Below are 25,539 nucleotides of genomic sequence, written 5' to 3'. Positions count from 1 at the left end.
GTATAGAGCATCAGCGAGTCGGAAAGCGAAGAGGACCCGACGAACGCCGTCTCGCTCAGATCGACTCGATCGTGGTGTGGTCGCCGGTGATCGCGGCCGCGTCCTCGGGCAGCAGCGCGGCGACGAGGTAGTCGGCGTACTCGCGGAGGTAGTCGACGACGGCCGCGATGCGGTCGGAGTCGATCGCCTCCAGCGAGTCGAGCAGGATGAACGGCACCGTCTCGTGGACGTCGTGAACGAGGTAGCCCGCGAGCGCGAACACGAGGCCCGTCACCTCGCGCTCGGACTCGGAGAGGTGGTCGACCGTGTCCCGGTAGGCACTCCCGTCGGGGCCCGAGCGCACGACGTGGAGGTCGAAGCGCGTCTTCTCGACCTTGCGGCGGCCCTCGCGGACCTCGGTCTCGCGGCGCTCGATCCAGATGCGGTCGATGTTGTCGTAGTCGAGGATCTCCAGGACGGACGCCATGTGGTCGTTGAACGCCTCGACAGCGTCCGCCTCGATGCGGTCGACGCGCGTCCGGAGGTCGGTGAGCTCCTCGGCCACCCCCTCGCGGCGCTCTCGGAGCTCCTCGCGCTCGTCGAGGTCGGCCTTCGTCTCCGCGATCTCCGCCTCGATCTCCGCCAGATCCGACTCCAGCCGGTCGATCTCGATCTCCAGTTCGTTGGCCTCGCGGTGGCGCTCGATCACCTCGTCGTACTCGCCCGCGCCCACGTCCTCGGTGGCCGCCTCGAGTTCCGCGACGCGCTCCTCGGTCTCCTCGCGTTCCGTCTCGAGCGACTCGATGCGTTCCTCCACCTCCTCGATCTCGGACTCGATCCCCTGCAGGCGGCGCTCGGCGCGCTGGCGCTCGTTCCGGCGCTGACGGAGCGAGGAGCGCTTCTCCGAGAGCTCGTCGATCTCGTCGCGGAGCCCGTTGCGCTCCTCCAGTTTCGAGGCCCGGAGGTCCCGGAGCTGGTCGAGCGTCCCCTCGATCCGGTCGGTGTCGACCTCCGACCCGCACGTCCAGCAGACGGTTCGGTCGTCGCCGAGCAGTTCGTCGGTGAGCGCGCCGGCGTCGGAGTCCCCCGTACCGTCCCCCTCGAGCTCCACGTCCAGCCCGTCGCCCTCCAGCATCTCCTCGTTGAAGCTGATGACGCTCCCGAGCTCGTTCAGCGTCTCGTCGAGCGCGCGCTTGCGCCGGCGGAGCTCCTCGATCCGGCCGTCGATGCGCTCGGGGTCCTCGTCGGGCTCGTCGGTGTCCTCGAGCGTCGCCTCCAGCTCCTCGCGCTCCGCGCGGAGCTCCGAGAGCGTCGATTCCTCGGCCTCGATCTCGAACTCCACGTCCTCCAGTTCGGAGCGCGCCTCGCGGACCTTCGCGAACGCCTCCTCCAGCTCCTCCTTTCGCGACCGGCTCTCCTCGAGGTCCGTATCGAGGTCGTCGATGGCCGCCTGGGCGGCCTCGAGGTCCTCGCGGGCGGCCTCGAGGTCCGTCTCCACGTCGGCCTTCTCCGACTCCAGCTCCGGGAGCGTCGACTCCAGTCGGTCGAGGTCCGCGATCCGCTGGTCGAGGTCGTCCTTCTCGCGTTCCAGCTCGCGGATCTCCGCCTCGATGCGGTCGGTGTCGACCGGCCGCATGATGATCTCGCGGAGGTCGTCCCCCCGTGCGACCGCCTGTCGGGCCTCGTTGTCCTCGAGCAGGAACGCGAACAGGTCCGCGATCTCGGGGTCGTCGAGGAACGGGTCGCCGCCGAAGGCGACCTCCCCGCCGCGTCGCGTCAGCGTCCGCGTGTACGTCTCGTCGCCGACGGACAGTTCCACCTCGCCCTCCTCCGCGTCGCCCTTGAGGGAGGGACGCGTGCTGCCGAGCCCCGCCATCAGCGCCTGGAGGAACGACGTGCGGTTGGTGGCGTTGCGACCGCTGAGTACCGTGACTCCAGGGGGGATCGTTACCTCGGTCTCGTCGATCCCGCCGACGTTGCGGGCGCGAACACGGACCTCTTCCTCGGTACGGGCCATCGAACTCATTGCACGCTCGTACCGTTGGAAGGGGTATAACTTTTGTGACGGGAGTCGGTCCCGCGGGATCGCCGCCAACGCTCCGCTCAGTCGGCGGCGCAGTCGCAGCCGCCCTCCCGAAGCAGGTCCCCGACCGGGTAATCGGTCCCGCAGTCGGGACAGACCGCGCGCACGTCGACGAGCAGTTCGTAGTCGTGGTCGGTCAGCTCCCCGGCGTCGACGAGGTTCGCGACCGTGGACTCGGCCACGGCCGCGGTCCGGCCCTGGAGCCGCTCCAGCGTGTCGATCTTGCGGTCGACGCGGTCGGCCGAGCGGTCCGGCAGCTCCGCCTCCCGGTAGTCGGTGAGGTACGTGTGGACCGCCTGATGGGTGACGAAGTCGTCGAGCACGGCGTCGACGTCGACGCCGTCGCGCTCGAGTTCGCGACGCTTGCGCATCAGGTCGGCACGCGCGGTGTCGTCGTCGGTCAGCGTGGCGTACGCGCTCGCGACGTCGCTCTCGACGGCCGACCGACCGGCCTCGCGCATCGCGGCCGAAAGCACCGCGCGGTTGAACTGGTCCGCGAGGTCCCGGAGGCTCGTCCGCTCGCCGTCCGCGCCCGTCCACTCCGCCTCCAACCGTTCACCCATCCCGTCGAGGTCGTACGTCTCGATGACGCGCGCGACCTTGCTGTTCGGCCGAGAATCGGTATCGGTCATACGGTGACGCACGTCCTCCACCGTTACAAAGATAGCGGTGTAACGTGGTTGCGGTAGTAACGTGGTCTCGATACCGCACCCGCCGGACTACTCGAGAAAGCGTAATGTCTCTCGATCTGGTTCGTCGTAGTACGTCTCCAGCGCCGTTCGGAACGGGTCGGGGTCGTCCGCGACCGCGTCGAACAGCGTCATCGAGGAGCGGAACTTCAGGTCGTCGGGGGACCCGAACACCTCGGTCGCCGTGCGACCGTCGAGCGCGTTCACGAGGGCCGTGCACTCGCGAAGCCGCGGTCCGAGAACCGGGTACGCCAGGTAGGCCTCCGCCTCGGCCCGCGATCCGATCGCGTAGCGCCGGGCCATGCGGCTGCTGCCGAGCCCCGCGACCTGCGGGAAGACGAACCACATCCAGTGGGTCCGCTTCCGGCCCGACCGGAGCTCCGTCTTCACCTGGTCTATCACGGGATTCTGTGCCTCGACGAACCGCTGCAGGTCGTGGGGGTCCTCCGAACGAGTCATTCGTCCAGGTCGCGACCTACGTGCGAGCCGCACCTAAACGGTCGGGTCTGGAAACCGAGAGTGTGCGACGGCGCGGCGCCCGAACACGCCGTGGCGCGACTACACCGCCCCGGGGACGATAAATGGGAATTCTGAAACGTGGACGGACACATAACCGAGCGAAAATGTCGACCGATAGCGAGAGCGGCCGAACGTGAACCACACGGCGACGGGCGGGCGATCGCCGACCCGAACGACTTTGGCGGGGGTGGGCGTACCCGATCCCATGTACGACCGGATCCTGGTTCCCGTCGACGGCAGCGAGGGGGCGGCCGCGGTGCTCGAGCACGTCGGCGAACTCGCCCGGCGCGTCGACGCGGACGTGGAGCTGCTGTTCGTCGCGGACACCGCGCGCGACAGCGTCACGCTCGTGGAGGGCGACGTGGTCGACGCGCTCGTCAGCGAGGGGGAGGACGTGCTCGCGGACGCCGCGGAGACGTTGGCAGAGGTGGGGATCGACGCGGAGACGGAGACGGTACAGGGGAATCCCGCGCCGAGCATCGCCGAGTACGCGGACCGGTACGACCACGACCTGATCGCGATGGCGACGCACGGCAATTCTGGAGCGAGAGGGCTGCTCGGTAGCGTCACCGAGAAGGTCGTCCGGCTCGCCGAGACCCCGGTGCTGGTCGCGCGGCTCCGCGACGACGAGCGCCTGACGGCGCCCTACGAGCGCGTCCTGCTGCCGACCGACGGGAGTCCGCGTGCGGAGGCGGCCGCGGCCCACGGGCTCGACCTGGCGGCCGCGCTCGGTGCGTCCGTCGACGCGCTCTCCGTCGTCGAGGAGGGCGGCGTCGGCGCGACCCTCCGCTCCCTGCTGTCGGACGAGGAGCGCGACCGCTCGGCCAGCGAGGCAGTCGACCGCGTCGCCGAGGCGGGCGACGACCGCGGTCTGTCCGCGGTCCGCTCGCACGTCGAGCGTGGCGACCCCGCCGAGGCCATCGTCGACGCGGTGGACGAGTACGACGTCGACGCCGTCGTCATGGGAACCACCGGCGAGCACGGCGCCGAGAAAATCCTGCTCGGCGGCGTCGCGGAGCGCACGCTCAGGAACGCCCCCGTGCCGGTGATCGTCGTTCCGTCCGAGGCCTGACGCCGGCGGTCGCGGGCCTCCGTCGCGCCGTCGGCGGCCGGAGAAACGGATTCAGGCCTCGTCGGGGTCGCGAGGCGTGTAGTCGTCGCAGTCCCGCCCGCCGATTGTCGAGTCGGTGCAGTCGAACGCCGCCTCCTCGACGTACACGTGCCCCTCGACGGTCGCGTTGTCGAGTTTGACCTGCTCGCCGTCGGCCGCGAGGACGGACCCCGAGACGGTCGAGTCGAACACCTTCACCGTGTTGTTCTCGCTCTCGACGTCGCCGCCGACCGCGCTCCCGGCGAGCACCTCGACGACCTTCCGTGCGGTCACCGAGCCGTCGACGGTCACGTTTTCGAGCTTCGCGTCCGCCGTCCGGGAGAGGACGCTCCCCCGGACGGTGCCCGTCTGGATGTTGACGACCTTCTCGACGTCCACGTCCCCGTAGACGGTCGCGTCGTCCCCGTCGAAGTCCTTCGCTCCGCTGGCCGACTCGCCGACGACCACGCCCCCGTCGCTCACGGTGATCCCCTCGTCGGTCTCCACGTCGCAGTCGACGACGAGCCCGTCGATCGTGATCGGGTCGGTCCCGCCGTCGGTCTCCGCGTCGACCCACTCGCAGGTCTCGTCCGGTTCGGGGAGCGTCCGCTCGACGGTCGCGGTCGTCAGGACGTACGTCGTGTCGTCCTCGCCGCGCCAGACGACCCTGATCTCCTCGTCGACGGGGTAGATCTCCACGGCGGTCCCGGCCGTCAGTCGCGTGCCCGCGGCCGCGTCCGGGTCGGCGGTCCCGCGTATCGCGAGCTCGCCACCGTCGATCGTGTCGCCGCCGCCGTGGACGAGCCTGTGGTGTAGACCGTCTCCGGCCGTCTCCACGTCCAGCGTCGCTCCGGGAGCGGGATCGGGGTCGTCCGCGAGACCGAGGAACAGCACGCCGCCCGTGCCCGCCAACAGCGCGACGATACCGACGAGTATCACCGCGCCGACGACCGGCGAGATCCCGCGGTCGACGCCGTCGGAGCACACCATGGGCGGCGTTGGATCGCCGACAAGAAAACTGTCCCGACCGCGCCTCGCGGGAGCGACCCGACGGCACGCCGCGGAGGCGACACCATCCGACCTGCGTATCGCGACATGCGATACACCGCCGGTGCGAAGGATTATTGTCGGGGTCCGGAGAAGGGGCACCAATGACCGGACGCACGAACCGAACGGCGGAGGGGGGAACCGGGAGGGTCGGAGACGGCGACGGAACGCCGACCGTCGGAGCGGCGGTCGTGGACTGCCTGCTGGACCACGGCGTCGACACCGTCTTCGGCATTCCGGGCAAGCAGACGCTCCCGCTCAACGAGGCGCTCGCGGACCGTGACGCCCGGTTCGTCGTCGCGCGCCACGAGACCGCCGTCACGCACGCCGCGTGGGGGTACGCGGAGACGCGCGACCCCGGCGAGATGGCCGCGACGGTCGTCGTCCCGGGACCGGGCGACATGAACGCGATGAACGGGCTGAAGAACGCGCTCAACGACTGCGTGCCGATGGTCCACGTCGCGGTGGAGACGGAACACGAGGTTCGCGGCGGCGACGGGATCCACGAGACGCCGCCGGACACCTACGACAACGTGGTCAAGGAGAACGTCCTCGTGGAGACCGCCGAGAGCGCCGTCGCGGAGCTGAACCGGGCGATCCGGATCGCCCGCGAACCGCCGATGGGGCCGGTCCGCGTCGGCATCCCGAAGGACTTCCTCGCGAGCGCGACGCCGCAGGCGAGCGTCGGCGAGGGGGCGTCCAGAACGCCACCGGAGCCTCCAGCGGCGGCCGTCGACGCGGCCGCGGACCTGCTCGCTGGAGCCGAGCAGCCGGTCGTCCTCGCCGGCGGCGGCGTCCGCCGGGCCGGGGCGAGCGAGCGGCTTCGCGCGTTCGCGGAAGCGCTCGACGCGCCGGTGGTGACGACCTACAAGGGAAAGGGAACGCTCCCGGAGGACCACGCACTCTCGGCGGGCGTGCTCTGTGGCGGGTCCTCGACGGAGCTTCGCGGACTGCTGGCCGAGTCGGACGCCGCCCTCGCGGTGGGGTCGGACCTCGACGCGGTCGCGACCGGCCGCTGGTCCGTCGAGCTCCCCGACGATCTGGTCCACGTCACGCTCGGCGCCGACGACCTCGGGACGGGCTACGAGCCGGCCGTGGGGATCGTCGCCGACGCCGACCGGACGCTGCGGGCACTGACGGACGGGATAGCCGAGCGCGGCGGCGACGCGGAACGGCCCGGCGACGAGCGCGCGGCCGCGGTCCGGACGGCGGACGCGGCGCGGTTCGACGCGGTCGCCGCGGCGCGGAACGCGGGAGACCCGCCGACCTCCGTCGAGGTAGTCCGAGCGGTCCGCGAGGCGCTCCCCCGCGACGCGATCGTCACCGCGGACGCCGGCGGGTCGCGCCAGTGGACGCTGCTCGCGTGCGAGGCCTACGGCCCGCAGTCGTACGTCAACCCCGGGTCGTGGGCGACGATGGGGACCGCGCTCCCCTCGGCGATGGGCGCGAAGCTGGCGAACCCGGACGCGGACGCGGTCGCGCTGGTGGGGGACGGCGGCCTACTGATGTGCATCCACGAGCTACACACGCTCGCGACGGAGGGGATCGACGTTACCGTCGTCGCGCTCAACAACGACGACTACGCCATCATCAGCGAGGAGGCCGACCGCTCCCACGGCCTCGGTCCGGGGGCGTACGGCTGGGCCGACGCCGGCCTCGACCTGGCCGCGGTCGCCGAGGGGATGGGCGTCGACGCGACGCGCGTCGCGGGCGTGTCCGGGATCGCGGAGGCGCTCGACGACGCGCGGGCCCGCGACGGGCCATCGCTGGTGGAGGTCGCGACGGATCCCGCGGAGCCGCAGGCCAGCGAGTGGATGACCCGGGAGCGCTGATCGGACGGCGGGGCCGACGCGGTCCCGTCGGCGTCACCGATAGGAGAAATTGACCTGCAGTTCGCCAGAGATACCCCGCAGGAGGTCCGTCAACTCCTGCTCGTTCCGGTCGTCCTCGAGGCGGTTGCTCGGCCCCGAGACGCTGATCGCGCCGTGGACGGTTCCGGCGTTGTCCAGGAGCGGGACGCCGATTCCGGTGACGCCTTCGAGGAAGCTGTCGGTGCCGTACGCGACCCCGGTCTCCCGGACGGTCTCGAGTTCCGACTCGAGGTCCGCGCGGGTCCGCCCGTCGGGGAGCGGATACTCGTAGCCGTCGAGGATGTCGACCCGGCGTTCGGCGGGGAGGTTCGCGAGGATCGCCATCCCCGCGGCGAGCCGGTACAGCTCGAGGTGGAGCCCGATCCGGGCGTTCGTCTGAATGGCTCGCTTGCCCGCCGACTTCGCCATGAACACCGCCTTCCCGTTCTCCTCGACGGTCCACCACGCCTTCTCGTTCGTCTCCTCGGAGATCTCGTCGAGTTTCGCCCGGATCTCGTCGTACAGCTCCCGCGTTTCGCGGACCTTGCTCCCGATGTCGACGAAGCGCAGGCTCAGCCGGTACGCCCGCGAGTCGGTCTGGACGACGTACCCGTGTTCCTTGAGCGTCGAGAGGTAGGCGTGGGCGGTGCTCTTCGGCATGTCCGCCCTGTCGGCGAGCTCGGTCACGCCCGAGGGCCCGTGCTCCTTGAGCGTCTCGACGAGCCGGAGCAGTTTGTCCCCGGCCTCTACGGTGTCGTCCATACGCGCCGTTGTTCACGATTCGCCATATGTCTGTTCATCCAGGCTGAACAAAGGCTGAGAGCGAATGGCAACCATAGAAGAAAGGTTGGATGTTCGGTCAGGTTATTAGAAATTATTTAGACTTAAGAGTATATTTTCTAGTGAAGTGTTTAGAATAAACTTGATTGAGCCAAAACATGGTTGTTTTTCCTGTTTAGATATCTATCATCATATAGAGATAGACGATAGCAACCGCTGGAGATGGGAGTTCTATCCCACGGCGATCTCGATAGCGACGAACGAGTCGGGATTTCCACCCTCCATTACAAACGTATTTTTGTAACATTGAGGGGTAGTTTCGTGACGACGGCGACCGCGACGAGCCGAGGGCAGCACCGTGAGAACATTCATCAGTGCCGAACGACCATGAGGGTAATATCGACGGGGACGCACCAGGATTCGGCGGAGAACGCCGGGAAGAACGGCGGCAGTCGGCTCTCCGAAACCAGCCAAGCCACGCCCGCGGCCGCGTTTGAGCGGTCCGGCTCCGGATACGGGCGGAAAGCGAGTGTGTGACGGGGATACCGGCGTCGTCTCGAACCGGGAGCCAAAATTCGGCACGGCCGAACGCGGCGAGCGTGCTGTCACGATGAACGGACGCCGGAAGACGGTATCGAGAACGTGTGGCAGTCCGTATCAACCCCGAGAGAAGCGGAAAGCGAGTCGCGAGCCGGCGAGACGGAAGGACCGGAATCGGCACCGGAGCGCGTTCGACTCACCCGAACGGTTCGGTGCGCGCGCTATCGGCCCGTCCACTCGGGCTCGCGGTCCTCGAAGAACGCGTCGATCCCCTCGTTTTTGTCTTCGGTCGCGAACAGCTGCGCGAACAGTTCGGCCTCGTACTCGATGCCGGACTCGAGGTCCATCCGCGAGGCGGCCTTGACCGATTTCTTCGCGAACCGCAGGGCGACCGGACTCTTCGCGGCGATGGCGCCCGCGAGCTCGTAGACGCGGTCGTCGAACGCGTCGTCGCCGTGGACCTCCTCGACCAGCCCGATGTCGGCCGCCTCCGTCGCGTCGACGAGTTCGCCGGAGAGGATCAGCTTCATCGCCTGGCCCTCGCCGACGAGCCGGGGGAGTCGCTGCGTTCCGCCGCCGCCGGGGATAAGGCCGAGGTTGATCTCCGGCTGGCCGATCTTCGCGTCCTCGTGGGCGATCCGGATGTCGCACGCCTGGATCAGCTCGCAGCCCCCGCCGAGGGCGTGGCCGTTGATGCGCGCGATCACCGGGACGGGGCAGTCCGCGACGCGCTCGTACACCCGCGGCCGTTCGCTCGCCTCGCGCTGCTCGAGCGAGTCCCGCTCGCGAAGCTCCGTGACGTCGGCCCCGGCGACGAAGGCGTTCGCGTCCGAGTCGCCCGTCAACACGACGGCTCGGACGTCGGTCTCCTCGACGGCGAGCATGGCGGTCTCGAGCTCCGCGCGGAGCTGTGCGTCGAGCGCGTTCCTGGCGTCCGGACGCGAGAGTTCGATCGTCGCGACGTGGTCGGCACGGTCCCCGACCGACGCCGACACGGTCTCGCAGTCGGCGACCGCCTCGGGGAGGCTCACTGCTCGTCACCTCCGGACCCGCTGACGCCAACCACCTCGCCGTCCTCCCAGACGTAGAACCCCTCGCCGGTCTTCTTGCCGAGCTTCCCGGCACGCACCTTCCGCTTCAGCACCTGCGGCGGTCGGAAGCGCTCGCCGAGCTCCTCGCGGAGGTACTCGAGGATGTCGAGTCGAACGTCGAGCCCGACGACGTCGCCGAGTTCGATCGGGCCCATCGGATGGTTGTACCCGAGTTCCATCGCGGTGTCGATGTCTCGGGGGTCCGCGACCCCCTCCTCGACCATGCGCATCGCCTCGACGCCGAGTGCGACGCCGAGCCGCGACGACGCGAACCCGGGCGAGTCGGTGACGGTGACGGGCGTCTTCCCGATCCCCTCGGCGAACTCCGTCGCGGCCGCGACCGTCTCGTCGCTCGTCTGCTCGGCGACGACGACCTCGACGAGGTTCATGATGTGGACCGGGTTGAAGAAGTGGAGGCCGACCGCGCGCTCCGGCCGGTCCAGCGCGTTCGCGATCTCGGTCAGCGACAGGGAGGAGGTGTTCGAGGCGATGAGGCAGTCCGGGTCGACGTGGCTCTCGACCTCGGTCATCGTGTCGTGTTTGATCGGCATTTCCTCCGGGACGGCCTCGACGACGAGGTCGGCCCCGGAGACCGCCTCGGGCAGGGAGGTCGTCCCGGTGATCCGGTCCCGGGCCGCCTCGGCCTCGGCCGGCGTCAGTTTCTCGCGCTCGACCCCGCCGTCCAGGTTCGACTCGATGGCGTCGAGCCCCGACTCGACGATCTCGGTCTCGAGGTCCCGCAGGCTGACCTCGTGACCGCCCATCGCCGACACCTGTGCAATACCGTGGCCCATGGTTCCCGCGCCGAGTACTGCGACCTTCATCACTAACGGCGACCACGCGCAGACTCAAAAGCGTTTGCAGCCATCGATGCACCGATCGGTGAATTAATCACCGAGAACTCGCGATCTGAACCTGTCAATGGGTACGTCTAGACAGCAGGCCGTCGTGGTCGACGCCGTCAGAACGCCGATGGCGAAGAAGGACGGCGCGCTCTCGGCGGTGTTCCCCGAGGACCTCGTGACGGCGGTGCTCGACGCGTTGATCGACCGGACCGGCGTCGATCCCGAGGAATGGGACGACTTCCGGCTCGGATGTGCGAACCAGGAAGCGGAACAGGGACGAAACCTCGCCAGGCAGGTGCTGCTCGCCGGCGGATACCCGGCGACCGTTCCGGGATCGACGACGACGCGGCTCTGCGGTTCGTCGCTGACGACGCTCAACGACGCCGCACGCGCGATCGAGGCCGGTGACGGCGAGGTCTATCCGGTCGCGGGCGTCGAGCAGATGAGTCGCGTCCCGTTCTCCGACTGGCTGCATCCGGCGATCGAGTCGCGGTACGACGCGGACCGCCTCCCGATGGGCCAGACCGCCGAGACGGTCGCCCGCGAACACGGCGTCTCGCGGGAGGCACAGGACGAGTTCGCGCTCCGGTCGCACGAGCGGGCCGTCGAGGCGGCCGAGGCGGGGCGGTTCGACCGGGAGATCGTCCCCGTGGAGACGCCCGACGGGGTCGTGTCGACCGACGAGACCCCCCGCCCCGGGACGACCGTCGAGCAGTTGGGCGACCTCCCGACCGTGTTTCGCGACGACGACGAGGCGACGGTGACGCCCGGGAACGCCTCGCCGCTCACCGACGGAGCGGCCGGGCTCCTCGTCACCAGCGCCGCGTACGCGGAGGAGCACGACCTCGAACCGATCGCGCGGGTCGCGACGCGGTCGGTCGTGGGCGTCGACCCCCGAGTGATGGGGCGCGGACCGGTCCCCGCGACGCGGGCGGCGCTCGACGACGCCGGACTCGGCGTGGACGACCTCGACCTGGTCGAACTCAACGAGGCCTTCGCCGCGCAGAGCGTCCACTGTGCCCACGAACTCGGAATTCCCGACGAGAAGCTGAACGTGAACGGCGGCGCGATCGCGCTGGGACACCCCCTCGGCTGCTCAGGCGCCCGGATCGCCACGACGCTCCTGCACGAGCTACGGCGGCGCGACGGCGACCGCGGGCTCGCGACGATGTGCGTCGGGTTCGGGCAGGGCGTGGCGACGGTCTTCGACCGAACATAACGTACGACTGCAGACGACGAACCGACGGAGCCGACCGATCGGAGCGTCGAGCAGGGCCGCCGCCGAGAGCCGACGGGGCGCTATCCGTCGGTTTCGACCGGCCGCATCTTGAACCCGTAGCGGATGACGCCCTCCTGTCGGTAGATCCGCCGGGTCACCGCCTCGGTTCTGTCCCCGATCTCCACCGCGGACTCCCCGGGCGCCAGCACCTGCGTCGGGACGCTCACCGTCTCGTCGCCCGCCGGGCCGTCCAAGGCGACGACGGCGCTCACGAACGGACCGCTCTTCGACTGCTGTTCGACGAACTCCGGAGGCGCGCCCCCCTGGGCGATGGTCGTGACTCCCTCCACCGTTCCGGTTCCGGGAAGTCGGACGGTCTTGTAGTCGTCGGGGCGGTCGTGGCACTCGCGACACGCCCCCTCGGGCGGGAAGTTGAGCGCGTCACACGAGGGGCAGCGCCCCGCGATCAGTCGGTGCCGCTGCGGGATCGTCCGCTTCCACGAGGGGACGCTCACGTACGCGCCCCCGCCGTCCGGCTCGTCGGCGGTGATCTCGCCGCGCCGGCGGAGGTACTCGGGGTAGCTGAGGTCGACGTCGCCGTCGAGTGCACACCTCGTCGGAACGTCGCCGTCGAGGACCATCGCGTTCGCGCCGGCGCCGCTGCCGTACGCGGCGAGGAGCACGCGGTCGGCGCCGTCGTCGAACGCCTTCGCCGCCCCGAGGAGCGCGCTCGCGGCGCCGGTGTCCCCGAGCGTACCGACCGTGTCGGCGGCCGCGACCCGCTCGGCGTCGACGCCGAGCGCGCCCGTCACCCGGTACGGGAGCTTGCCGTTCGGGGACTGGACGGCCGCCGCGTCGACGTCGCCGACCGGACCGAGGCCGTCGACTGCCCCGCGAATCGCCGTCTCGAACGACTTCCGGTCGTAGCTGGTCACGCCGAGTTCCGTCGTCTCGTCGGACCCGGCGCCCCGGAACCGCGTGCCGGGGAAGGGCTCGACGTGGGAGGCCCGGTCGCGGACGACGCCCGGCCCGTCACCGCCGACGACCGCGGCGACGCCGGCGGCGCCGGCCGCGTGCTCGACCGCGCTGTCCGGCGCGCCGGTCGGGCAGTCGGCCGCGACGACGAGGCCGACGCCGTCGCCCCACGGGCCAGCGTCGAGCGCGGCGTCGAGCGCCTGTGCCCCCGCGCGCGTGCTCCCGGTCATCGTCAGGGTCGTCGCGGTCGTCGGGACCCCGAGCAGGCTCGTCAGCCGGGCCGTCAGGTCCGACTCGGCCATCGGCGGGGTCGTGGTGGCGAACGAGAGGTACTCGACCTCGTCCGCATCGACGCCCGCGGCGTCGAGCGCTCGCCGCGCCGCCTCCACGCCCATGGTGAGCGCGTCCTCGTCCGCCTCCGGGACGGCCTTCGTCTCGACCCCGGCCGCCTCGAAGTGACCCCACGCCTCCCGGAAGGACTCCGCGTCGATCCGCAGGCGCGGGCTGTACGCACCGAACGCCCGAACGCGGACGTCGCTCATCGGCCCACCTCCCGTTCGAGGACGTGGACGACCGCCGCGCCGCCGCTCCCCCCGACGTTGTGCGTGACGCCGTACCTCGGGTCCGCGACCTGTCTGTCCCCGGCCTTCCCCCGAAGCTGTTTGAACGCCTCCGCGACCTGGCCCGCCCCGGTCGCGCCGATCGGGTGCCCCTTCGACTTGAGGCCGCCGGACGCGTTGACCGGGAGGTCGCCGTCGAGCTCCGTCGTGCCCTCCTCCAGAAGGCGGTACGCCTCGCCGGGGTCACAGAAGCCGAGGTCCTCGTACGCGAGCAGCTCGGCGATCGCGAAGCAGTCGTGGACCTCCGCGAAGTCGACGTCCGACGGGTCGATGCCGGCCCGGTCGTAGGCCTTCTCCCCGGCCCGGCGGGAGGAGGCGATCGTCGTGTACTCCTCGCGCTGGAAGAGCCCGACCCGCTCGCTGCTCGCGCCGACGCCCGCGACGCGGACGGGCTCGTCGGTGTACTCGTCGACGACGTCCTCGCTGGCGACGAGCACGGCCGCCGCGCCGTCGGAGGTCGGACAGCAGTGGTAGAGGTTCAGCGGATGCGCCACGTCGGGCGCGCCCATCGCGTCCTCGAGCGAGCATTCGAACCCGAGGTGTGCGTTGGGGTTCTTCGCGCCGTTGGCGTGGTTCTTGACTGCGACCATCGAGAGGTGCTCACGCGTCGCGTCGTCGTACCGGTCCAGGTAGGCGCTCGCCATCTGCGCGTACACGCCGGCGAACGTCGTGCCGGTGAGCCGCTCCCACTCCGTCTCGCCGGAGACGCCGAGCCAGTACTTGGTCACGTCCCCGCTCATGTCGGTCATCACCTCCACGCCGCCCGCGAGGGCGACGTCCGCCATCCCGCTTTTCACCGCCTGGACGGCCTGCCGGACCGAGTAGCCCGACGCGGCGCAGGCGTTCTCGATCCGCGAGCTCGGGATCCCGTGGAGGCCGAGGTGTTCCGTCGCGGCCGGTCCGGAGAGGCCGAGTTGGCGGCCGCCGACGCCGAGCGAGCCGACGACCGCCTCGTCGATGTCGGCCTCGTCGATCCCGTCGGGGACGCTCTCGACCGCGCGGTCGAACGCCTCGCCGAACAGCGACCGATAGCTCCTGTCTGGCATCGCGCCGAACGGCGTCTGCCCGGCGCCGATGATGTAAGCGTCTCGCATACGACGACACACATCGGAGGACGGAAAATAGCTTTCCGTTGCCGTTTCGGTCCGGACGCCGGAACGAACCCCGCGCGCCGGCCGCTCGTCGCCCCCACCGAAGCGCCGCGGTCCCGGAGGCAGCGCGGCGACCGGAAGTATCCCAACAATTATTAACCACACTAGCCCAATCAGTGCGTATCCATGGCATACCAGCCAGTAGAAACGGCGGACAGAGCGGAGATCCGCGAACTGCAGGACGAGCGGCTCCGCGAGACCGTCGAGAACGCCTACGAGAACGTTCCGTTCTATCGCGAGAAGTTCGACGAGTTGGGGATCACCCCGGACGACATCGACGGCGTGGCGGACATCGAGAAGCTCCCGATGACCACGAAGGAGGACTTCCGGGACGAGTACCCGGACGGCCTCTTCGCGGTCGACCGCGACGAGGTCACGCGGATCCACGCCTCCTCCGGGACGACGGGCAAGCCGAAGATCGTCGGGTACACCGACGACGACCTCGACGTGTGGAGCGACGTCGTCGCTCGGTCGCTGAAGGCCTCCGGAGTCGACGCGGGCGATACCGTCCAGAACGCCTACGGCTACGGGCTGTTCACCGGCGGCCTGGGACTGCACTACGGCGTCGAGGAGCTCGGCGCGACCGTCGTGCCGATCGGTAGCGGCGGCACGCAGCGGCAGGTCGAGCTGATGAACGACCTCGAGAGCGACGCGTTCTCGTGTACGCCGTCGTACGCGCTCTACCTCGCGGAGACGGCCGAGGAGATGGGGTACGACCCCAAGGATCTGCCGATCTCGACGATCATCTTCGGCGCGGAGCCGTGCACCGACCCGATGCGCGAGGAGATCGAGGAGCGACTCGACGTGAACGGCATCGACATCTACGGGCTGTCGGAGATCATCGGTCCCGGCGTCTCGAACGAGTGCCACGAGGCGCAGGACGGCCTCCACCTCTGGGAAGATCACTTCTACCCGGAGGTCATCGACCCCGAGACGGGCGAACACGTCGAGGAGGGCGAGGAGGGCGAACTCGTCCTGACGACGCTGAGCAAGGAGGCGCTGCCGGTGTTCCGGTACCGCACGGGCGACCTCACGAGCCTGAACTACGAGGAGTGCGAGTGCGGGCGCACGATGGTCCGGATGGACAACGTCACCGGGCGGACCGACAACCTCCTGATCGTCAGGGGGATCAACTTCTACCCCAGCGAGGTCGAGGACGTGGTGCTCGACGTCGATGGCGTCGCGCCGCACTACCGGATCGACCTCCGCGAGGAGAACAACCTCGACGTGATGGAGCTCACGATCGAGAAGAAGCCGGAGTTCGACGGAGACGAGTCGGAGCTGTACAGCACCGTCATGACCCGGCTGTCCAACGTCCTCTCGTTCACGCCGGACGAGTTGACCCTCGTCGATTCGGGCGGCATCGAGCGGACCGAGGTCGGCAAGGTGCAGCGCGTCTTCGACGACCGCTAACCACCGGCCCTCGGAACCGGGGCATCACGGCGGTCCACGAACAGGTTGAGAGACCGGTCCTGCGTCGACGGCCCTCCGTCGACCGCCTTCCGTCGACCGCCCTCCGTTCAGTGATCGCGGCGGTGCCGAGGCGGTCGGCGCGCGCGACTCCGACGCGCGCGAGGGAGGCGGAGGCGCGGCCGCCTGCTGTGCGGTGCTGTTCCGCGGCCGCGCCGCCGCCGAGGCTGGGGAGGTGCGAGGCTGCTGTGCGGTTGCGGTGCGGGGCGGAGCGGGGTGGGACTGAAAGGGGCAGCCGGCTCGATCCGGCCCCGGCACCGCAAGCACCGCAGCGAGATGTGTCTCCGGCGCGCTACTGCACGCCGGAGGGCAGCGGGACGCGGTTTGTCCCGCGCGGCGGGGAGCGAGGAGCGCAACGCGTGTCGCGGTCCCGCGAGGCACGAGCGGGAGCCCGTGAGTCGCAGCCCGGCAGCCCGCTACTGCAGGCAGCCCGGACCGTCTCACGACGGCCGGTCGAGCCGGCTGGGGCTTTCTAGACGATGCTGTCCAGACCAGCAGGATCGACGACAGACACAGAAAAAGCACCGTATAGAGAGCTGACTGGGGCTTTCTGAGTGTTGCTGCCGAGAGCAACAGGATCGACAACAGAACCACAAACAAAACCCCCGCACAGAGAGCCGTCCGCGACCTCGGTACTGGGGAGCACCCGCACGGGTGGACCGTCCTCGTGCTTTCCGGTCACAAGAATCCCGAGAACGGTCGTCGGCCACTATCTGCGACTCGCGAGCAGCGCCCCCGAACCGAGTTATCAGGGGCGGTACACGCGGCCGCGGAACGTCGCGACCCGGTCGCCGGCCGCGGTGGTCACCTCGACCTCGTACTCCCCGGTCCCGTCGGTGAGGTGGGTCTCCTCCGCCGTCGCGACGATGGTCTCGCCGACGTCGACCGCGTCGAGGTAGGAGATGTTCGACTCGAGGCCGACCGCCGCGTCGCCGTGGGAGTTCGACGCCGCGGCGAACACCGCGTCGGCCAGCGAGTAGATCGCGCCGCCGTGGAGCGTCCCGTGGAAGTTCAGTAGCTCTTCGGTGACCGTCAGTTCCGCCTCGGCCGCGCCGACGTCGACGTCAACGAACTCGATCTCGAGGAGCTCGCAGAACGGGTCCGACCGGATCCGCTCCCGAAGCTCCGTTGGAACGTCACTCATCCGGTCGGGACGTCGGCGACGCGGGATAAATACGTACCGCCGGCGGAAGGGCGTGCGACGCGAGCGGCGAGGGACGGCAGGCGAGCTAAACTTATTTAACCCGCCCGGATGAGTTCTAGGCGATGCCATACAGCTACGAGCCTCACTACTTCGAGGACTTCGAACCGGGGAAGGAGTTCGTGAGCGTCGGCCGAACCGTCACGGAGGCGGACTTCGTGGTGCACTCCGCGCTCAGCGGCGACTGGACGGAGCTCCACACGAACCGCGAGTACGCGTCGGAACAGGAGTTCGGCGAGCGGATCGCGCACGGCCCGATGACGTTCGTCCACGCGACCGGGTTCGTCTACCGGACCGGGATCCTCGAGCGGACGGCCATCGCGTTCCTCGGGATGAACTACATGGACCTCCCCAACCCGGTCCACATCGGCGACACGATCCAGCTCGAGATGACCGTCGACAGCCGGAAGGAGCTCAGCCGGGACGACGCCGGGCTCGTGGTCTTAGACACCCACATGGAGAACCAGGACGGAACCACGGTCTTCGAAGGGGACATGAAGTTCATGATCAAGCGGGCGGAGAGCAACGATTAAGGGACATCGCGAGGGACTTTTTGACACGATGGAGTACTCCGGTCCAACAGACCTGTTTATCGACGGCGAGTGGCGCTCGTCCGCGGACGGCGAGACGATCACGACGGAAGATCCGGCGGCGGAAGCACCGTACGCGACGGTACAGAAGGCCGGCGCGGCGGACGTCGACGACGCGGTCGCGGCCGCGGCCGCGGCCGTCGAGCGCGGGTCCGAGTGGCGCGAACTGGACCTCGGCGCCCGGCGCGCGGCGCTGCACGAGATGGCCGACGCCATCGAGGAGATGAAAGACGAGATCGCGCTCGTCGAGTCCCACGACAACGGCAAGACGCCGTTCGAGGCGGGCCTCGAGATCGACATGGTGATCGACACCTTCCGGCACTACGCGGGTGCGGTGGACAAGGTCCGCGGCGACCAGATCCCCGTCTCCGGCGGCCGGCTGGACTACACCCGGCGCGAGCCGGTGGGCGTGACCGCCCACATCGCCCCCTGGAACTACCCGTTCCAGTTGGCCGGTCGCGGGGTCGCACCCGCCCTCGCGACGGGGAACTCGGTCGTGTTGAAGCCGTCCAGCACGACGCCGCTCTCGGCGCTCTACTACGCGAAGGCCGCCGAGGAAGCGGGGCTCCCCGACGGCGTGGTGAACGTCGTTCCCGGGTCCGGCTCCGAGGCCGGGAGCGCGCTCGCCGGCCACGAGGGCGTCGACCACGTCACCTTCACCGGGAGCACCGGGGTCGGAAAGACGATCCAGCGCGACGCCGCGGACGCCGTCGCCGACGTGACGCTCGAGCTCGGCGGGAAGGGACCGGCGGTCGTCTTCCCGGACGCCGACCTCGACGCGGCCGCGCGCGGCGTCCAGTACGGGATCTTCATGAACGCCGGCCAGATGTGCTGGGCGAACTCGCGGCTCGTCGTCCACGAAGACGTTCACGACGAGCTGGTCGAGCGGCTCGTCGACATCGCGGAGAGTATTCCGCTCGGCGGCGGCATCGACGACGACGGCCAGATGGGGCCCGTTGTGAGCGAGTCCCACCAGCAGGACGTCCTCGAGTACATCGAAACGGGGCGTGAGGAGGGGGCGACCGTCGCCGCGGGCGGCGGCGTCCCGGACGATCCGGAGACGGGCCACTTCGTCGAACCGACCGTCCTCACCGACGTCGACAACGACATGACCGTCGCCCGCGAGGAGATCTTCGGCCCGGTGCTGTCGGTCATCGAGGTGAGCGACGAGGACGAGGCGCTCGCGGTCGCGAACGACTCCCCGTTCGGGCTGACCGCCTGCGTGTGGACGAGCGACCTCTCCCGCGCGCATCGGCTCGCGGAGACGCTCGAGTACGGCATGGTGATGGTCAACGAGACACCGAACACGTGGCCGCAGGTCCCGTTCGGCGGCACGAAGGACAGCGGGCACGGCGCGGCGCAGGGCGAGGAAGCGCTCAGGGCCTACACCGAAGTGAAGAACGTCCACATCAACTTCGACTGACGGGGCGTTCGACGCGCCTTCGACCGGGGGCCCGCGCTTTCCGCCGGACCCGTCTCCCGCACGCTTTCCGTCGAGTTCGTCCCGCCAAATCGCGAGCATCGATCCTACAAAGATTTATTATCCCTTGGTTGAGATCCATTACCAGATCATCCACCATGATGAATAACGAAAGATCCCCTTCCGGGGAGCGTAGCGCGTACGATCGGCGAACGTTCCTGTCGGTCGCAGGTACGGCCGCGTCGCTGGGGCTCGCCGGCTGTACCGGCGGATCGAGCGGCGGCGACAACACCGCGACGATCGGTATCCTGAACCCGATGTCGGGGGCGTACAGCACGCTCGGGCCCTCCCAGCGTGCGGGAGCGGAGTACGCGGTCCAGCAGATCAACGAGAGCGACGAGTACAGCTTCGAGATCGACCCCGTCTACTACGACACGGAGACGAACGCGAGCGCCGCCTCGCAGGCGGCCCAGCAGGCGATCCAGGAGGACGGGGCCGACTACCTCGTCGGCGCGATCTCGAGTTCGGCCGCCCTCGGGCTCAACGAGCTGGCCGCCTCCGAGGAGACCGTCTACTTCGCCGGCGGGGCCGCGGTGCCGATCACGGGCGAGCAGTGTAACCAGTGGGTGTTCCGCTTCGAGACGAACACGGCGCAGATCGCGGAGGCGGTCTCCGGGTACACGGTCGAGGAGATCGGGTCGAACGTCTGGTTCCACTACGCGGACTACGCCTACGGCACCTCCGTCTACAACCGGACCAGCATGCGCATGGAGGAGGCGAGCGACGAGTTCACGGAGGTCGGCGAGTCGTCCTCGAGCCTCGGATCGTCGAACTACGAGTCCTACATCACGCAGATCGGAAACTCGGACGCCGACGTGGCCGTGCTCGGGATGACCGGCGGCGACCTGGTCACCTTCGTCAATCAGGCCGCGGACCGCGGGCTGACCGAGGACGTGGCGCTCGTCGCCCCGACGATGGCGTACAAGAGCACCCGCGCGGGGACCGGCCCCAACAGCGTCGGCACGTACGGCGGGGTCCGCTACGACCCCTCCATCGACATCGGCGACAACCAGGCGTTCGTCGAGGGGTTCCAGTCGGAGTACGACGAGGTGCCGGGCAACTACGAGCGAACGGGGTACGACTCCGTCCGGCTCATCGCGAAGGGCATGGAGCAGGCGGGGAGCACGGATCCGGCCGACGCCCGCGACGCCCTCGAGGGCGGGAGCTTCACCACCGTCCTCGGCGACATCACGCTGCGCGAGTCCGACCACCAGGCCACCAACCCGACGTGGATCGCCGAGTTGACCGAGGGGGACGGCGAGATGGCCAACGTCGATATCCTCTCGAAGACCGAGGGGGAGAACGCGCTCCGCCCAGCGAGCGAGTTCGGCTGCGAGATGAACTAGGACAGACAGATGTCCCTAGTAGTCAACCTGGCGGAGCAGCTCGTCAACGGCCTCTCCCTCGGCATGGTGTACGTGCTGTTGGCGGCCGGGCTGTCCATCATCTTCGGCGTGATGGACGTGATCAACTTCTCGCACGGGGAGCTGTTCGCGCTCGGCGCCTACTTCGCCCTCAGCATCGTCGACCCCCTCGGGTCCGGGGTCGGGTTCTGGGTCGCGTTAGTGCTGTCGCCGCTGCTCGTGGGGATCGTCGGGGTCGGGATCGAGCGGTTCACCATCCGACCGCTGTACGGCCGCAACCCGCTCTACCACATCCTCCTCACCTTCGGGCTCGTGTTGATCATCAACGACCTGATCGTGTTGGGGTGGGGGTCGGAACAGCAGAACCTCGCCGTTCCCGACTACCTCACGACGCCGATCGCGGTCGGGGGTATCGAGGTGTCGGTGTACAACTACTTCATGATCGGGTTCACCGCCCTGCTCGCGGCCGGGATCTGGCTGTTCCTCACCCGCTCGAAGTACGGGATGATCATCAGGGCGGGGTCGGAGGACCGGCAGATGGTCCGAAACGTCGGGATCGACATCGACCGGTACTACACGCTCATCTTCGGGCTCGGCGCCGCGCTCGCGGCCGTCGGCGGCATCGTCCTCGGCGGGTACCAGAGCGTGAACCCCGGGATGGGAAGCAGCGTCATCGTCCCGGCGTTCATCATCGTCGTCCTCGGCGGTCTCGGGAGCTTCCGCGGCGCGGTGGTCGGCGGCCTCCTGGTCGGCGTCGTTCGAACGCTCACCCGGACCTACGCCGGCGCCGAACTCTTCGAGCTGCAGGGGTTCGTCGTCGCGATGCCGGACTTCGAGGGCGTGACGATCTTCCTCCTGATGATCGGCGTCCTGCTGTACAAGCCGCAGGGGCTGTTCGGGGGGTCGGAACACAGTGAGGGGGGTGCCGAAGATACGCTGCTCACGGGCGTCGAGTCCGGCGTGTTCTCCGACGAGACGCGGCGGAACCTCGGGCTCGCGTTCGTCGCGGTGCTCGCGGTCGCGCCGTTCGTGTTCCTCCTCACCGGTAACACCTACTACATCACGCTGCTCAACCAGATGTTCATCTTCGCCATCTTCGCGTTGAGCCTCGACATCGTCATGGGCTACACGGGGCTGGTCCCGCTCGGCCACACGATGTTCTACGGCGTGGGCGCCTACGCCGCGGCGCTGGTCATGATCCACCTGACCGCCTCGTTCCTCGTCGCGCTCGCGGTCGCGATCCTCGTCTGCGCGCTCATCGCGTGGGTCGTCGGGAGCCTCTCGATCCGCGTGTCCGGGATCTACTTCGCGATGATCACCCTGGCGTTCGCCGAACTGTTCTACAACATGGTGTTCAAGTTCGACTTCACCGGCGGCAGCGACGGACTGGTCGGCTGGGAACCCCTCGTCGGGATCGCCGGCATCGGACTCGAACTCGGCGCCATCACGGTCCCGCTCGGCCCGATCGAGATAACGCCGGCGACCGCCTTCTACTACATCGCGTTCGGGCTCGCACTCTGCTCGCTGTACTTCGCGACGCGGGTCATGAACGCCCCGTTCGGGAGCGTGCTCGCCTCGATCGGGGAGACCGAGGAGCGGACCGAGTTCCTGGGCTACGACGTTCGGAAGTACAAGCGGCGCGTGTTCGTCATCAGCGGCGGCATGGCCGGAATGGCCGGCGGCTTACTCGCCGTCAAGCCCGGGACGTTCATCATCTCGCCCGACCAGACGCTGGCGTGGATCCACTCGGGGGAGGTGATCGTCATGACGCTGGTCGGCGGAATGGGGACGCTTATCGGACCGATGCTCGGCGCGGGCTTCTTCGTCGGCGCCGAGGATGTGCTCTCGTCGTACACCGAACAGTGGCGGCTGATCATCGGGACCATCTTCGTGCTGTTCGTGCTGTTCGTCCCCCGGGGGCTCGTCTCGCTGCCGTCGATGGTCGTCAGCGCGTACGACGACTCCCGGTTCGGTGACTCGAGCGCCACCACGGGAGACCCGGAGGAAGCCGGATGACCGACACTGCCCTGAAGATCCGCGACCTGACGAAGAAGTTCGGAGAGCTGACCGCGACGAGCCACGTCGATCTCGACATCGAACGCGGCGAGTTCCGGAGCGTGATCGGTCCCAACGGCGCCGGGAAGACGACCCTGTTCAACCTGATCTCCGGCGCGCTCCAGCCGACGAGCGGCCGGATCGAGTTCGACGGCGAACCCATCGCCGACCTCCCGCCCCACGAGCGCGTCCGGCGGGGGGTCAGCCGGTCGTTCCAGATAACGAACGTCTTCAGCGGGCTCACCGTCCACGAGAACGTCCGACTCGCCGTCCAGTCGAAGCGGTACGCGGACCTCGGCAGGACGGAGGCGCTGTTCCGGGACACCGGATCGTTCGACGAAATGAACGACCGGACGGACGAGATCCTGCGCCGCATCGGGCTCGACGACCGGTCCGAGGAGCTGGCTGGAACGCTCGCGTACGGCGACCAGCGTCGCCTCGAGATCGGGCTGGTCCTCGCGACGGACCCGCAACTCGTCCTCCTCGACGAACCGACCGCGGGGATGAGCAGCGAGGAGACGCGGGAGACGCTGGCGCTCGTCAACGAGGTGCTGGCCGACCAGTCCATCATGCTCATCGAACACGACATCGACCTGATCATGGACGTATCGGACCGCATAACCGTGCTCACTCGCGGCGAGGTGCTCGCGACCGGGACGCCGACGGAGATCGCCGAGAACGACGCGGTTCAGGACGCGTACCTCGGAGGTGGCCGCGGTGAGTGACCCGATTTTGAGCCTGCGTAACGTCCACGCCGGCTACGGGATGACCGAGGTCCTTACGGGGATCACGCTGGACGTCGAGCGAGGCTCCGTCGTCTCGCTCGTCGGGCGGAACGGCGTCGGGAAGACCACGACGCTCAGGTCGATCGTCGGGAACATCGTGCCGACGGCGGGGACCATCACGTTCGACGGTCGGGAGGTCACCCGACTCGACACCGAGGAGACGATCCGGGCGGGGATCACGTTCGTCCCCGAGGAGCGCCGGATCTTCCCCGGACTCACGGTCCGCGAGAACGTCAGGATGGGGCAGATCGGCGTCGACGCGCCCGACGGCCCCTCGGTCGACGAGGTGATCGGCATGTTCGAGAACCTCGAGAAGCGCGAGGACAGCCCCGGGTCAGTGCTCTCCGGCGGCGAGCAACAGATGCTCGCGATCGCGCGCGCGATGGTCGCCGACCCGGACCTGCTGCTCCTCGACGAGCCCACCGAGGGGCTCGCGCCGTACGTCGTCAGACAGATCGAGGACGTGATCGAGACGCTGAACGACCGGGGGATCACCGTGCTCGTCGTCGAGCAGAACATCCCGGTGGCGCTCGACGTCTCCGAGTACACGTACATCCTCGAGAAGGGGCAGATCGTGCACGAGGGGCGCTCCGCGGACGTGCGCGAGGATCAGGCGATCCTCGACGAGCACCTCGGCATCACCGGTGCCGACTGAGGCCATGCCGGTCCGCGGCCGGACCTCGGTCGGAACGGACCGCGGTGACCCCCGAACCGGGCGACGGATCAGAACGAACGATCAGTGTGTTTTTCCGATGACTATAACACCGGCGGCGGCGAACGGGACGACATGAGCCGGCTGCTGCTCGCGATCGACGAGAGCATCGAGCGTGCGACCGCACAGGCCGAGACGGTCCTCGACCTCTTCTCGGGCGACGATGTGGTCGCGTACCTGCTCCACGATTTCGTCGACAACCCCGAGGGGGCCTCGGTCTCGCAGGTGGACGCGGTGACGCGCGCGGAGTCGCTCCTGGCCGCCGAGGGCGTGACCGTCGAGTTCCGCGAGCGGAGCGGGGAGCCCGCGCCGTCGATCGTGGAGACCGCGGACGAGCTGGACGCCGACGCCATCTGCGTCGCCGGACGCAAGCGAACGCCCGCGGGAAAGGTGCTGTTCGGGAGCGTCTCCCAGTCGGTGATCCTGCAGACGGAGCGGCCGGTGATCGTCTGCAGTCCGCAGGAGTCGGAGACGGACGATTGACGGGAATCCGCCGCGTCCCAAAATCGGGGAGGGTGCGGGGCGAGGAGGACCCGTCCGCACAGCGAAGGGTATAGGGCCGTCGGACGCGCGGACACGAGTATGCACGTCGACGACGGTGACGTCAGAGCGATCACCTTCGACCGGCCCCAGTCGTACAACGCGATGACCGGAGCGGTGGCCCGGGACCTCATCGAGGCCATGGAGGGACTGGACCCCGCCACGCACGACGCCGTGGTGGTCACCGGCGAGGGCGACGCGTTCAGCTCCGGGGGCGACATCGACGCGATGGCCGACCGCGACGAGACCGCGCTGGAGGCACACGAACGCGTCCAGGAAACGCTCGGCGGCGTCGCCGAGTCGATCCTCGAGGCGCCGGTCCCCGTGATCGCTCGCGTCAACGGCGACGCCGTCGGTGCCGGCATGGCGATCGCGGCGCTCGCCGACTTCGCGTACGCGGCCGAGTCCGCCCGGTTCGGGGCCTCGTTCGTCAACGTCGGGCTGGTACCGGACGCCGGCACCACCGCGATCCTGCCGCGCGTCATCGGCCTCCGGAAGACGAAGGACCTCGCCTTTACCGGCCGGTTGATCCCCGCGTCGAAGGCCGCGGAGTGGGACGTGATCAACGAGGCCGTCCCGGACGCCGACCTCGACGAGCGGGTTGACTCGCTGCTGTCGACGCTCGCGGAGCGACCGACCGAGACCATCGCGCTCACGAAGCGGGCGATCCACGGTAACCTCGGCCGGTCGTGGCAGGACGGGCTCGAGCGAGAGGCCCACTACCAGACGCTCGCGTACGGCACCGACGCACACGCCGAGGGCGTCGCGGCGTTCCTCGAGGGACGCTCGCCCGACTTCGAGTGACCGCGTTCGAACGCGGACACCGCCGGTCGAGAAGCGTTCACAACCCGGGAAAGCGAGCAG

22 protein-coding genes are annotated in these 25,539 nt (G+C 69.1%); 12 read left to right on the top strand and 10 right to left on the bottom strand.

Annotated elements, in window-relative coordinates:
• Window positions 1-55: 55 nt before the first annotated feature.
• The 3 genes from ACQE3L_RS08260 to ACQE3L_RS08250 all read right to left on the bottom strand — a co-directional run bounded on the left by ACQE3L_RS08260 (window position 56) and on the right by ACQE3L_RS08250 (window position 3,210).
• Window positions 56-2,005, bottom strand: a complete 1,950-nt coding sequence (locus ACQE3L_RS08260) for an archaea-specific SMC-related protein (RefSeq protein ID WP_426963347.1) — start codon at window positions 2,003-2,005, stop codon at window positions 56-58.
• Between the two features lie 77 nt (window positions 2,006-2,082).
• Entirely contained in the window at window positions 2,083-2,694 is a 612-nt protein-coding gene (gene rdfA / locus ACQE3L_RS08255) for a rod-determining factor RdfA (protein ID WP_426963346.1), read from the bottom strand.
• Between the two features lie 87 nt (window positions 2,695-2,781).
• Entirely contained in the window at window positions 2,782-3,210 is a 429-nt protein-coding gene (locus ACQE3L_RS08250; protein ID WP_426963345.1) for a DUF1810 domain-containing protein, read from the bottom strand.
• A gap of 265 nt (window positions 3,211-3,475) precedes the next feature.
• Between ACQE3L_RS08250 and ACQE3L_RS08245 the strand changes: the two genes are divergently transcribed.
• Window positions 3,476-4,342 (top strand): universal stress protein, encoded by an 867-nt coding sequence (locus ACQE3L_RS08245; protein ID WP_426963344.1) that lies wholly within the window; start codon window positions 3,476-3,478, stop codon window positions 4,340-4,342.
• 51 nt (window positions 4,343-4,393) lie between these two features.
• Here the strand turns inward: ACQE3L_RS08245 and ACQE3L_RS08240 are convergent, their stop codons facing one another.
• Window positions 4,394-5,350 carry a type IV pilin domain-containing protein gene (locus ACQE3L_RS08240; RefSeq protein WP_426963343.1) on the bottom strand — a complete coding sequence of 319 codons (957 nt, stop codon included), beginning with the start codon at window positions 5,348-5,350 and terminating at the stop codon, window positions 4,394-4,396.
• A gap of 161 nt (window positions 5,351-5,511) precedes the next feature.
• On the opposite strand from ACQE3L_RS08240, the gene ACQE3L_RS08235 reads away from it, so the two are divergent.
• A complete protein-coding gene (locus tag ACQE3L_RS08235) occupies window positions 5,512-7,239 on the top strand; it encodes a thiamine pyrophosphate-binding protein (RefSeq protein ID WP_426963342.1) in 1,728 nt (575 codons plus the stop codon).
• Between the two features lie 33 nt (window positions 7,240-7,272).
• Here the strand turns inward: ACQE3L_RS08235 and ACQE3L_RS08230 are convergent, their stop codons facing one another.
• The 3 genes from ACQE3L_RS08230 to ACQE3L_RS08220 form a co-directional block, all read right to left on the bottom strand.
• Window positions 7,273-8,019, bottom strand: a complete 747-nt coding sequence (locus tag ACQE3L_RS08230; RefSeq protein ID WP_426963341.1) for an IclR family transcriptional regulator — start codon at window positions 8,017-8,019, stop codon at window positions 7,273-7,275.
• 779 nt (window positions 8,020-8,798) lie between these two features.
• Complete coding sequence (locus tag ACQE3L_RS08225; RefSeq protein WP_426963340.1) at window positions 8,799-9,608, bottom strand: enoyl-CoA hydratase/isomerase family protein; 810 nt, start codon at window positions 9,606-9,608, stop codon at window positions 8,799-8,801.
• The gene (locus ACQE3L_RS08220; RefSeq protein ID WP_426963339.1) at window positions 9,605-10,492 is read right to left on the bottom strand and encodes a 3-hydroxyacyl-CoA dehydrogenase family protein; all 888 of its coding nucleotides are present in this window, start codon (window positions 10,490-10,492) and stop codon (window positions 9,605-9,607) included. The genes ACQE3L_RS08225 and ACQE3L_RS08220 overlap by 4 nt, the downstream gene beginning before the upstream one ends.
• Before the next feature lie 97 nt (window positions 10,493-10,589).
• Between ACQE3L_RS08220 and ACQE3L_RS08215 the strand changes: the two genes are divergently transcribed.
• On the top strand, window positions 10,590-11,732 hold the full coding sequence (locus tag ACQE3L_RS08215; RefSeq protein ID WP_426963338.1) for a thiolase family protein: 1,143 nt from the start codon (window positions 10,590-10,592) through the stop codon (window positions 11,730-11,732).
• A gap of 80 nt (window positions 11,733-11,812) precedes the next feature.
• On the opposite strand, the gene ACQE3L_RS08210 is transcribed toward ACQE3L_RS08215, so the two are convergent.
• Together ACQE3L_RS08210 and ACQE3L_RS08205 are read right to left on the bottom strand one after the other, a co-directional pair.
• Window positions 11,813-13,249 (bottom strand): zinc ribbon domain-containing protein, encoded by a 1,437-nt coding sequence (locus tag ACQE3L_RS08210; RefSeq protein WP_426963337.1) that lies wholly within the window; start codon window positions 13,247-13,249, stop codon window positions 11,813-11,815.
• On the bottom strand, window positions 13,246-14,421 hold the full coding sequence (locus ACQE3L_RS08205; RefSeq protein WP_426963336.1) for a thiolase domain-containing protein: 1,176 nt from the start codon (window positions 14,419-14,421) through the stop codon (window positions 13,246-13,248). The genes ACQE3L_RS08210 and ACQE3L_RS08205 overlap by 4 nt, the downstream gene beginning before the upstream one ends.
• Window positions 14,422-14,604: 183 nt before the next feature.
• Between ACQE3L_RS08205 and paaK the strand changes: the two genes are divergently transcribed.
• The gene (gene paaK / locus ACQE3L_RS08200; protein ID WP_426963335.1) at window positions 14,605-15,891 is read left to right on the top strand and encodes a phenylacetate--CoA ligase PaaK; all 1,287 of its coding nucleotides are present in this window, start codon (window positions 14,605-14,607) and stop codon (window positions 15,889-15,891) included.
• An 805-nt stretch (window positions 15,892-16,696) separates the two neighbouring features.
• Here paaK and ACQE3L_RS08195 read toward each other — a convergent pair.
• A complete protein-coding gene (locus ACQE3L_RS08195; protein WP_426963333.1) occupies window positions 16,697-17,092 on the bottom strand; it encodes a PaaI family thioesterase in 396 nt (131 codons plus the stop codon).
• Window positions 17,093-17,214: 122 nt separating this feature from the next.
• Between ACQE3L_RS08195 and ACQE3L_RS08190 the strand changes: the two genes are divergently transcribed.
• From ACQE3L_RS08190 to ACQE3L_RS08155, 8 genes are all read left to right on the top strand, one after another.
• A complete protein-coding gene (locus tag ACQE3L_RS08190; protein WP_058366515.1) occupies window positions 17,215-17,682 on the top strand; it encodes a MaoC family dehydratase in 468 nt (155 codons plus the stop codon).
• Window positions 17,683-17,710: 28 nt separating this feature from the next.
• Window positions 17,711-19,162: an aldehyde dehydrogenase family protein gene (locus ACQE3L_RS08185; protein WP_426963331.1), complete on the top strand. Its 1,452-nt coding sequence runs from the start codon at window positions 17,711-17,713 to the stop codon at window positions 19,160-19,162.
• Window positions 19,163-19,317: 155 nt separating this feature from the next.
• Window positions 19,318-20,565, top strand: coding sequence for an ABC transporter substrate-binding protein (locus tag ACQE3L_RS08180; RefSeq protein ID WP_426963330.1), 1,248 nt, complete (start codon window positions 19,318-19,320; stop codon window positions 20,563-20,565).
• 9 nt (window positions 20,566-20,574) lie between these two features.
• Window positions 20,575-22,599 (top strand): ABC transporter permease, encoded by a 2,025-nt coding sequence (locus tag ACQE3L_RS08175; protein WP_426963329.1) that lies wholly within the window; start codon window positions 20,575-20,577, stop codon window positions 22,597-22,599.
• Window positions 22,596-23,363 (top strand): ABC transporter ATP-binding protein, encoded by a 768-nt coding sequence (locus ACQE3L_RS08170; RefSeq protein ID WP_426963328.1) that lies wholly within the window; start codon window positions 22,596-22,598, stop codon window positions 23,361-23,363. The genes ACQE3L_RS08175 and ACQE3L_RS08170 overlap by 4 nt, the downstream gene beginning before the upstream one ends.
• Complete coding sequence (locus ACQE3L_RS08165; protein ID WP_426963327.1) at window positions 23,356-24,078, top strand: ABC transporter ATP-binding protein; 723 nt, start codon at window positions 23,356-23,358, stop codon at window positions 24,076-24,078. The genes ACQE3L_RS08170 and ACQE3L_RS08165 overlap by 8 nt, the downstream gene beginning before the upstream one ends.
• 132 nt (window positions 24,079-24,210) lie before the next feature.
• On the top strand, window positions 24,211-24,618 hold the full coding sequence (locus ACQE3L_RS08160; protein ID WP_426963326.1) for a universal stress protein: 408 nt from the start codon (window positions 24,211-24,213) through the stop codon (window positions 24,616-24,618).
• A 99-nt stretch (window positions 24,619-24,717) separates the two neighbouring features.
• Window positions 24,718-25,479, top strand: coding sequence for an enoyl-CoA hydratase/isomerase family protein (locus tag ACQE3L_RS08155; protein WP_426963325.1), 762 nt, complete (start codon window positions 24,718-24,720; stop codon window positions 25,477-25,479).
• Window positions 25,480-25,539 lie beyond the last annotated feature (60 nt).

This window comes from Haloparvum alkalitolerans (assembly GCF_050122995.1).
Taxonomy (GTDB): domain Archaea; phylum Halobacteriota; class Halobacteria; order Halobacteriales; family Haloferacaceae; genus Haloparvum; species Haloparvum alkalitolerans.
The sequence above is the reverse complement of the archived record's forward strand: the minus strand, read 5'-3'. Positions and strand labels throughout refer to the sequence as shown.

Excerpts from the sequence above, each read along its gene's own strand:
- ACQE3L_RS08260 (WP_426963347.1), bottom strand. The coding sequence starts at position 2,005 with ATGAGTTCGATGGCCCGTACCGAGGAAGAGGTCCGTGTTCGCGCCCGC.
- rdfA (WP_426963346.1), bottom strand. The coding sequence starts at position 2,694 with ATGACCGATACCGATTCTCGGCCGAACAGCAAGGTCGCGCGCGTCATC.
- ACQE3L_RS08250 (WP_426963345.1), bottom strand. The coding sequence starts at position 3,210 with ATGACTCGTTCGGAGGACCCCCACGACCTGCAGCGGTTCGTCGAGGCA.
- ACQE3L_RS08245 (WP_426963344.1), top strand. The coding sequence starts at position 3,476 with ATGTACGACCGGATCCTGGTTCCCGTCGACGGCAGCGAGGGGGCGGCC.
- ACQE3L_RS08240 (WP_426963343.1), bottom strand. The coding sequence starts at position 5,350 with ATGGTGTGCTCCGACGGCGTCGACCGCGGGATCTCGCCGGTCGTCGGC.
- ACQE3L_RS08235 (WP_426963342.1), top strand. The coding sequence starts at position 5,512 with ATGACCGGACGCACGAACCGAACGGCGGAGGGGGGAACCGGGAGGGTC.
- ACQE3L_RS08230 (WP_426963341.1), bottom strand. The coding sequence starts at position 8,019 with ATGGACGACACCGTAGAGGCCGGGGACAAACTGCTCCGGCTCGTCGAG.
- ACQE3L_RS08220 (WP_426963339.1), bottom strand. The coding sequence starts at position 10,492 with ATGAAGGTCGCAGTACTCGGCGCGGGAACCATGGGCCACGGTATTGCA.
- ACQE3L_RS08215 (WP_426963338.1), top strand. The coding sequence starts at position 10,590 with ATGGGTACGTCTAGACAGCAGGCCGTCGTGGTCGACGCCGTCAGAACG.
- ACQE3L_RS08210 (WP_426963337.1), bottom strand. The coding sequence starts at position 13,249 with ATGAGCGACGTCCGCGTTCGGGCGTTCGGTGCGTACAGCCCGCGCCTG.
- ACQE3L_RS08205 (WP_426963336.1), bottom strand. The coding sequence starts at position 14,421 with ATGCGAGACGCTTACATCATCGGCGCCGGGCAGACGCCGTTCGGCGCG.
- paaK (WP_426963335.1), top strand. The coding sequence starts at position 14,605 with ATGGCATACCAGCCAGTAGAAACGGCGGACAGAGCGGAGATCCGCGAA.
- ACQE3L_RS08195 (WP_426963333.1), bottom strand. The coding sequence starts at position 17,092 with ATGAGTGACGTTCCAACGGAGCTTCGGGAGCGGATCCGGTCGGACCCG.
- ACQE3L_RS08190 (WP_058366515.1), top strand. The coding sequence starts at position 17,215 with ATGCCATACAGCTACGAGCCTCACTACTTCGAGGACTTCGAACCGGGG.
- ACQE3L_RS08185 (WP_426963331.1), top strand. The coding sequence starts at position 17,711 with ATGGAGTACTCCGGTCCAACAGACCTGTTTATCGACGGCGAGTGGCGC.
- ACQE3L_RS08180 (WP_426963330.1), top strand. The coding sequence starts at position 19,318 with ATGATGAATAACGAAAGATCCCCTTCCGGGGAGCGTAGCGCGTACGAT.
- ACQE3L_RS08175 (WP_426963329.1), top strand. The coding sequence starts at position 20,575 with ATGTCCCTAGTAGTCAACCTGGCGGAGCAGCTCGTCAACGGCCTCTCC.
- ACQE3L_RS08170 (WP_426963328.1), top strand. The coding sequence starts at position 22,596 with ATGACCGACACTGCCCTGAAGATCCGCGACCTGACGAAGAAGTTCGGA.
- ACQE3L_RS08160 (WP_426963326.1), top strand. The coding sequence starts at position 24,211 with ATGAGCCGGCTGCTGCTCGCGATCGACGAGAGCATCGAGCGTGCGACC.
- ACQE3L_RS08155 (WP_426963325.1), top strand. The coding sequence starts at position 24,718 with ATGCACGTCGACGACGGTGACGTCAGAGCGATCACCTTCGACCGGCCC.